Source organism: Streptococcus sp. HMSC064D12, from assembly GCF_001837205.1.
Taxonomy (GTDB): Bacteria; Bacillota; Bacilli; order Lactobacillales; family Streptococcaceae; genus Streptococcus; species Streptococcus salivarius_D.
This window is the reverse complement of record NZ_KV831744.1, coordinates 1-7,657: the sequence shown is the minus strand read 5'-3', so window position 1 is coordinate 7,657 and position 7,657 is coordinate 1. Positions and strand designations below refer to the sequence as shown.

Sequence of the window (7,657 nt, the reverse complement as noted above, 5' to 3'; positions counted from 1 at the left end):
TTTTTTTTCACATTCATAGTCCAGAATTTCTGTTTCAAAATAGAAAAACGTATTTGGATTAAAAGCAAACTCCTCATTTTTTATATAATCTTTAGAGTATACGATAAAAGAGCCATGTAAAATTGGATTTACGACGGTTTTCTTATAATTGGTTTCTGAGTTTCTTCTTTTCTGATAGATAAGTGTTCGTAATTTTTTACTTGCTTTAAGCCAACACTTTATTTTCAAAGAAAGACTAATCTGACTTTCTTTTTTAAATTTTTGATTCAGTTTCTTGACTTCATCATAAGTATAATGCGAACATCGTTTTGGATTCTGATGAAGATGATAAGTCGTTGAATAAATATCAGGACCGAGTAAATGAAATTTTTCTCGCTCATATATTTCACTAACTTTCTCCTCAAAATTGTTAGTTTCTATTTCTACATCATTGTTCATAATGACAATAAAATCCGGTTTATATTTGAATTTAGAATATTGATAAGCGACATTATTTCCTCTAGCAAATCCTAAATTTTTATCATTTATTAACACATCAATTTCTTCATCATCTTTATAAAATTCCTGTAACTGTTCACCTGTTCCGTTATTTGAGAAATTATCAATGATGATTATTTTTTTCTGATTGCAATTACTTTCCTGTATAGATTTCACACAAGAAACCGTCTCATCATAAACCTTGTAATGTAAAATAATATAACAAAACAAATTCTTACCCTCCTATATGCGACTTTCTATCTTCTTCAGCAGGTTCTTCGTAATAATAGTTTTCACCATACAACCTCTTCAGATAACTATCATAATCAGACGGAACTCTATACTCTGTGTCTTCAAATCTCAAAAAAACACCTTTTCCCCAAATATCGGAAGGCATCACTTCTTTAGTGAATAAAGAAGCATTTACTGTACCAGCATAATGTTGTTTCTTCCAATCATATCGCTTATACAACCTATCCAGTCGGTTGTATACTGAATTTTGAGGAAACAGTTTTGCAAAACCTAATTTTTTAAATAATCCAATCAGCAATTTTTGCTTTTTAGAATGCATATCAATATGATCACCTTTATAAGTTGTTCCCAAACTAGCTAAAAAACGGTACCAATACACTTTAAGGTAGTACACCTTTCTGATTAAACTATTGTTAGGAGCACCATCAAGAGGTATGATATCAATAAGATGCAAACCAAGATTTGTATTTCTAGGTAGTCCTAATTTTCTTCTCTCATCTTCAAGAAGAAAAAGACGTGGAAAATAACAGTGTAATTCTTCACAATACTGATGACAAAGAACCTGATACTTACCTGCAATTATTTTATTTTCAAAAATTTGTGGTAGCTGATCATAATCTTCTCTGGGAACGGCAATATCCACATCATCATCCCAAGGGATAAACCCTTGGTATTTAACTGCTCCCATCACACTTCCACCTCTCAAGAAGAACATTAGATTATTTTCTTTACAAATCTTGTTGAATTCTTTTAAAGCATCCAGCTCAATTTCTTGAATTTTTTTTAAGACTTCAAACTGTCCCATTATTTCACCCGCTTTTTCTCTTTTACAACTTTATAAATAAAACTAACATTTCCCACAAAATAACGCTTAAAGAGCCGTTTGGGTTCATTGGCCACACGAAACAACCACTCTAAATTTGCTTTCTGCATCCACATTGGCGCGCGCTTGATATGACCTGATAGGACATCAAAACTTCCTCCAACTCCCATAAACACAGAGTTTACTCCATTATCCATAAACTTCTGGATCAAGTACTCCTTTTTAGGAGAAGTAATGCCGACAAAGACAAAATCTGGATTTTTTTTTTCGAATATCTTCTTGAATAATTTCTTCCTCTTCAGCAGAAAAATAACCATTTCGATGGCCAACTACCTGTAAATTCGGATAATCCTTTTTAAAAATGGCCAACATATCGGTTAAGACTTCTTCTTTTGCTCCAAAGAAGTAGACAGAGTAACCATTTTTATTGGCTAGAACAAGCAGTTCTTGCATCAAATCAATCCCAGCTACACGCTCAGGTACTGAGTATCCTAAATAACGAGCAGCGATTACAACAGAAGCTCCATCTGCATTGATAACCTCAGACTCGTTGACAATCCTCTTTATCTCGTCATCAGAGTGACACTGGTTTATTTTATCAGCATTCACTCCCATTAAGTGAAGGGGCCTCTTATCTGAAACAAATTGTTCCACAACACTAATCGTTTCATTCATTGTTAATGGATCAATATTAATGCCAAGTAATTGAATTCTGTTTTTCATACTATTTATTTTGCTCCATCTTTCATTACTACAACTTTAATCGTTTTCAGTAAGATTTGAATATCTCGCCAGATTGTCCACCCATCCATATAAGCAACATCCAGTTTAACAACCTCATCAAAGTCAGTGATTTCACTTCGTCCACTTACTTGCCAAAGACCTGTGATACCAGGTTTAAAACTTAAACGACGTTTCTGTTCAGGTGTATATTTTTCATACTCATCAACTGTTGGAGGACGTGTCCCAACTAAGCTCATATCCCCTTTTAATACATTCCAAAATTGTGGAAGTTCATCTAAGCTAGTTCTCCGAATAAAATGCCCAATTTTTGTAATACGGGGGTCATTGTCTATTTTAAACATCCCCCCCTTCATTTGATTTTTATCCATCAATTGCTTTTTAATTTCCTCAGCATCAACACGCATTGAGCGGAATTTATAAAATCTAAAAATACGTCCATTCTGTCCAACACGATTCTGTACAAAGATAGCTGGTCCTCCGTCTTTTCGAATAAGAGGGTAAAGAAATACTCCTGCAACCCCACAAATTACAAGGCCAACTAAAGATCCTACAATGTCGAGCAAACGTTTTGCAAGTACGTCAACATAACTATAGAATTGAGCAGAGAATGTAATAACATTAAAAGGCCCTAGTTGTTGTAATCGTTTTTCACTCTCACTCAAAAACTCGATCACATTAATATTGATAGATACAGGGATACCCATTAATTCAAACGAAGAGATAAAATCCCATATCTTATACTTCTCACTTGGGAGATTAACAAACACCTCATCTACCACTGAATGAGTCGCATATTCAGTAAGATTTTCCTTGGATAAAGTTTTTAAAATAGGATCTGAAAAATTTGGATCATCTAGGACACAAACTGCTGTGATTTTACCATCCATATTATCTCTCATCCGACTCAAGACAGTATCCAATCTAGCTCTGTCAGTAATTAAAAGAATATTTTTATTAGCTTTACGACGCGTATAAATTGAAGATCTAAAGATTTTTAAACACGTATTTGTTATATAGAGAAACAAAGCATTTAGAACAACAAAAAAGAGGAGACCTCGGCGAGATATAGAAAAACCACCGTCTGAAAAAAAGGATATAAACGTAGCAATCAATACAAATAATAAACTATATTTAAATGTCGCCACAAATTCTTGTAAATATCCTCTATACTTGAGATTATTATGGTAGTTACTTAAATAATATGTCAACATATGAATTACAGCTAATAGTACTATACTACTTTTGCCAATCTCTGAATAAGGAATTTTACTGACTCCCCATGCAACAAAAGCAACTACTATCAACTGGACCATACCAATCTCAAAACGACGTATATCTTGTTTTTCTTTCACCTTAAACTCCTTCTCTTCCTTTTAATAATTTACTTGGAAGTTATGAAAAAGTTGCCTTCCCCCTTTCAACTTTTACAGTTCTATCCTCTCTTTCGACGATGTTTTCTCGACTTGTTTTCAGTATGTTTATCGCCTCCATACTCTCCATAAGACCCGTATGAGCCATAAGATCCATATGAGCCGTACTTATCAATCGCTAAATCCACCTTATTCAAAACAACACCAAGAAACTCTGATCCACTTTGTTGCAATTGTTCTACAGCCTTAGTAACAAAACGACGCTTAATTCTTCCAGCTGCTGTAACCAGTAGACTAGCATCTGCTTGGTGTGCAATAATTACAGCATCAATCACCAAACCAATTGGTGGCGTGTCAATGATAACGTAATCATATTGAGCACGAACAATCTCTAATAATTGTACAAAATTATCATTTTGTAACAGACTTGTTGGATTTGGTGGCACTGGACCTGACGAAAGAACATGAAGTCCGGGAACATCAGTTTCACAAATCACTTCGCCTAATGAAGCATTCCCAGATAAGAAGTTAGACAACCCCTTATAAGGTTCATTTGACTTAAATGTTCCTGACAATACAGAATTACGCGTATCCGCATCGATAAGAAGTGTCCTAAGACCAACACTAGCAAAGGAAATTGCTAAATTAACAGATGTTGTTGATTTTCCTTCACCAGGTTGAACAGAGCTTACTGCAATCACTTTAAAATTTGCACCAGAAAACTGGATATTTGTACGAATAGCGTTATAATACTCTTCCGTCTTTTTAGCAAAGTCTGCTTTTGATTTAACTAACTTTAATAAAGGCATTTCTTCTCCTTAAATTTTATCTGTATCAGGAACAATTCCAAGAAGTGTCATTTCAAGCACGTCTTCAACATCTTCAGGGCGACGAATACGATCATCTAAAACTTCACGAACTAACACTGCCACAATTGCTACAGAACCACCCAAAATAGCACCAAGTAACACGTTCCGTTTAATATTTGGTGAAGATGGTGAAGATGGCAACTTAGCCTCTTCAAGTGTTGTGACATCTTCAACTTTAGTTACAGTTTTAATTTTTTTAGACGCTACCTCACGTACTTTATTAGCAAGCACTTGAGCATCTTGACCAGTTTTGGCTTTTACTGAGATTGAAATAAGACGAGTATCTGTAGGAATATTAACTGAAACCATTTTAGACAGTTCTGCCTCACTCAAATTCAACTTTTCATCTTTAATAACTTCTGATAATACATCATTTGATGTAATAATCTCTTTATAGTCATTTACCAAATAGGTACCAGCTTGCAAATCTTGAGCAGAAAGATTCTTATTATCTGTTGCTTGATTAACAACATAGATACGCGTTGTTGATGTATATGTTGGTTGGATAAAGAAATAAGTACCTAAGAAACTGAAAGCAGCGAAATAAAAAGCTGTGAAAAGAATCAAAAGCTTCTTCGTCCAAAGTTTATGTAGCAATGCTAGTACGTCGATTTCAACACTTTTAGCGTTATCTTGATTCATAATATCTCCTATAAATATTGATTTTCTAGTAATGTTTTGGGATTTTCAATAAAAAGATTCTTAGCACGTTTGGGGCCGTAGTTCTTTTTAACAATTTCATAAGCATCTTTCATAAATGGTGGTCTCGGCCCAAGATTATGCATGTCGCTAGCAACCATATGAACCAAATTTTTTTCCAAGAAATAACGGACACGTTTCTTTCTTACTTTATCTTTATCGCCAAAGAGCTTTGGTTTGAGGACATGTGAGCTATTGACTTGAGTATAGCAGCCCATATTGATGATTTCTCGAACACGATCAGAATTTTCTTCGAGGGCATCATAGCGCTCAATATGAGCAACAATTGGTGTCACACCTGCTCGTAAAACATTACTAAGCCCACTATGAATTTCTTTCCAAGAGGTGCGAGCACTAAACTCAATCAAAGCAAATTGAGTATTGTGCATGCGTGGAATGAGATTCTTTTCAAGTTTCTCCACAATGTCTGAGGTGTAATAAAGTTCACCACCATAATAAATAGTTAAGTCTGGATAAAGTGCTTCTGCTTCTTCTTTTACCTTAGAAAAGTTTGCAAAGATTTTATCCTCTGGAGTTTCAAACATTCCCTTTCGACGATGGGATGTTGAAACAATCGCACGCACTCCTTGCGCATAGCTTTCGCCAATGAGGTCAAGACTTTCTTCTAAAGTTTTAGGACCATCATCAACATCAAAAACAATATGTGAGTGAACGTCAATCACTTATTTTTCCTCCATCAAATTTTTGATAGCTTGAGAGGCACTTTCCACACTAGAATCATCCAGTTTCATCATGTAGAGACTAGAATTTGGCATAGCATAAGAGGTCAATTGTCCAGTTGAACCTGTACCTGTTACTGCTTGAGAAGTCACCGTAAATTTAGAACCTGAATCAAGTTGTGTATTGGCCAAAGCATTAATGGTATCTAAAGACATATTCGTTTGAACAGAATCTTGAAGATTATTAACGATTGAAGTAAAGTTTGATACAGAATTTAGTGAAGCCAACTTGTTTACAATCGCAGAAATCACTTTCTCTTGGTTTTTACCACGATCATTATCACCTCCATTCAAACTATAACGCTCACGAACAAAGCCAAGGGCTTGTTCAGAATTCATTTGGATATCTCCCACTGGGAAATCAAACTTCCCATGAAGACTCGTGAAGGCTTGATCATTATGAACTGTCACACCACCAAGTTGGTCAATCAGTTTAAGGAAAGATGTGAAGTTAATTCGTGCATAGTAATCAATCTTAATGCCATAAAGATTTTCCAGAGTTTGTTCAGACGTTTCAACGCCATAAATACCTGCGTGGGTTAATTTATCATACTGGTCTGCCCCACCACCAGGAATCTTAACGTATGCATCACGTGGAGTAGTCGTCAAGAGAATCTTATGTGTGTTCATGTTAACTGTCATAATGATATTGACATCTGAACGTGACACTGTTGAAATTGAACCGTAGGTATCAATACCACTAATATAAATATTGAAGACTTTTGAATCTACTTGTTTTGCAGAGTTGTTATTCTTCATTTTAATTTTATAAGTATAGATTGTTTTTAGATGTGAAGCATAGTTACTATCAACAGACTCTAGTAGGCTTGCATAAGAACCACTCAAGACCATAGCTTTAGATTTGCCAGACTTAAGATTGTCATATGCTTCTTGATATGAAGCAACATCATCAACTTTGACATCAACTTTTTTATCTTTTTTTAGAGCTGACATCAAAGTGTCGACATTGTTCTTATCAACCTTAGTAGGTGCCTGTACGGTAGTAAGCTGATTCACATCTTTGATGTCACTATCCTTAGGAACAACAATGCTCATTTCAACTTCTGAAAATGCTGCCGTTTGATTCATACGGTTAGTGATATCAATCATTTGTTTAAAACCAAAGACACCGACCAAAGAAATAAGTGAAAAAACTACTAAAATAATAGTAGTCACTAGCGTTGATTTTTTAGCTTTCTGAAGGAAGATGCTAATGGCAAGAACTACCAATAAACCAATAGTGATAATAATGTTCAAAAACCTAAATGATAGGAAATTATAATTGAACATAATGAATAACAAAAATGCTACTAAAACAGTATACAGAATAGTCAACCCGATGTTAACCATTCCCCACATTTTTTTACCCGTTCGTTTCTGCTTACGATTCGTACGCGAACTCATATAAAATGCTCCTAAATATTAAAATTAGATATTTCCCACAGTAATTATAACATTACTATAACTTTATTTCAATTGTCATTCTTTTTAAAAAAGAAGAAACCGTATTCAATGAGGGTATTGAGCTTTTATTATCTACCTTTTTTTGTTATTTTATAAGCTTTTTTTCACATTTTTAAAATTTAATTTTGAATTGTCAGTTAATTGTTATAATTTTTCCATCAAAAACTCTAAGCAGGCTTAGCCTACTAACTCATGACAGAAAAGAAAGTTCGGCTTATA

7 protein-coding genes and 1 pseudogene are annotated in these 7,657 nt (G+C 34.4%); all 8 read right to left on the bottom strand.

Annotated elements, in window-relative coordinates; genetic code table 11:
• Positions 1-708 (bottom strand): glycosyltransferase (locus tag HMPREF2697_RS05880; protein ID WP_070849956.1); only part of this gene is annotated, 708 nt, incomplete at its 3' end.
• 4 nt (positions 709-712) lie between these two features.
• Positions 713-1,534: a LicD family protein gene (locus HMPREF2697_RS05875; RefSeq protein WP_070849954.1), complete on the bottom strand. Its 822-nt coding sequence runs from the start codon at positions 1,532-1,534 to the stop codon at positions 713-715.
• Positions 1,534-2,167, bottom strand: a pseudogene (locus HMPREF2697_RS05870) (WecB/TagA/CpsF family glycosyltransferase). Before HMPREF2697_RS05870 ends, HMPREF2697_RS05875 begins: the two are co-directional and overlap by 1 nt.
• A gap of 113 nt (positions 2,168-2,280) precedes the next feature.
• Positions 2,281-3,648 carry a sugar transferase gene (locus tag HMPREF2697_RS05865; RefSeq protein WP_014633183.1) on the bottom strand — a complete coding sequence of 456 codons (1,368 nt, stop codon included), beginning with the start codon at positions 3,646-3,648 and terminating at the stop codon, positions 2,281-2,283.
• An 80-nt stretch (positions 3,649-3,728) separates the two neighbouring features.
• Positions 3,729-4,475 carry a tyrosine-protein kinase gene (locus HMPREF2697_RS05860; RefSeq protein ID WP_004182584.1) on the bottom strand — a complete coding sequence of 249 codons (747 nt, stop codon included), beginning with the start codon at positions 4,473-4,475 and terminating at the stop codon, positions 3,729-3,731.
• Between the two features lie 9 nt (positions 4,476-4,484).
• Entirely contained in the window at positions 4,485-5,177 is a 693-nt protein-coding gene (locus HMPREF2697_RS05855) for a capsular polysaccharide biosynthesis protein (protein ID WP_070849952.1), read from the bottom strand.
• Between the two features lie 8 nt (positions 5,178-5,185).
• Complete coding sequence (cps4B, locus tag HMPREF2697_RS05850; protein ID WP_014633184.1) at positions 5,186-5,917, bottom strand: capsular polysaccharide biosynthesis protein Cps4B; 732 nt, start codon at positions 5,915-5,917, stop codon at positions 5,186-5,188.
• The gene (locus tag HMPREF2697_RS05845; protein WP_070849950.1) at positions 5,918-7,378 is read right to left on the bottom strand and encodes an LCP family glycopolymer transferase CpsA; all 1,461 of its coding nucleotides are present in this window, start codon (positions 7,376-7,378) and stop codon (positions 5,918-5,920) included. It abuts the gene before it with no gap.
• Between the last annotated feature and the right edge of the window lie 279 nt (positions 7,379-7,657).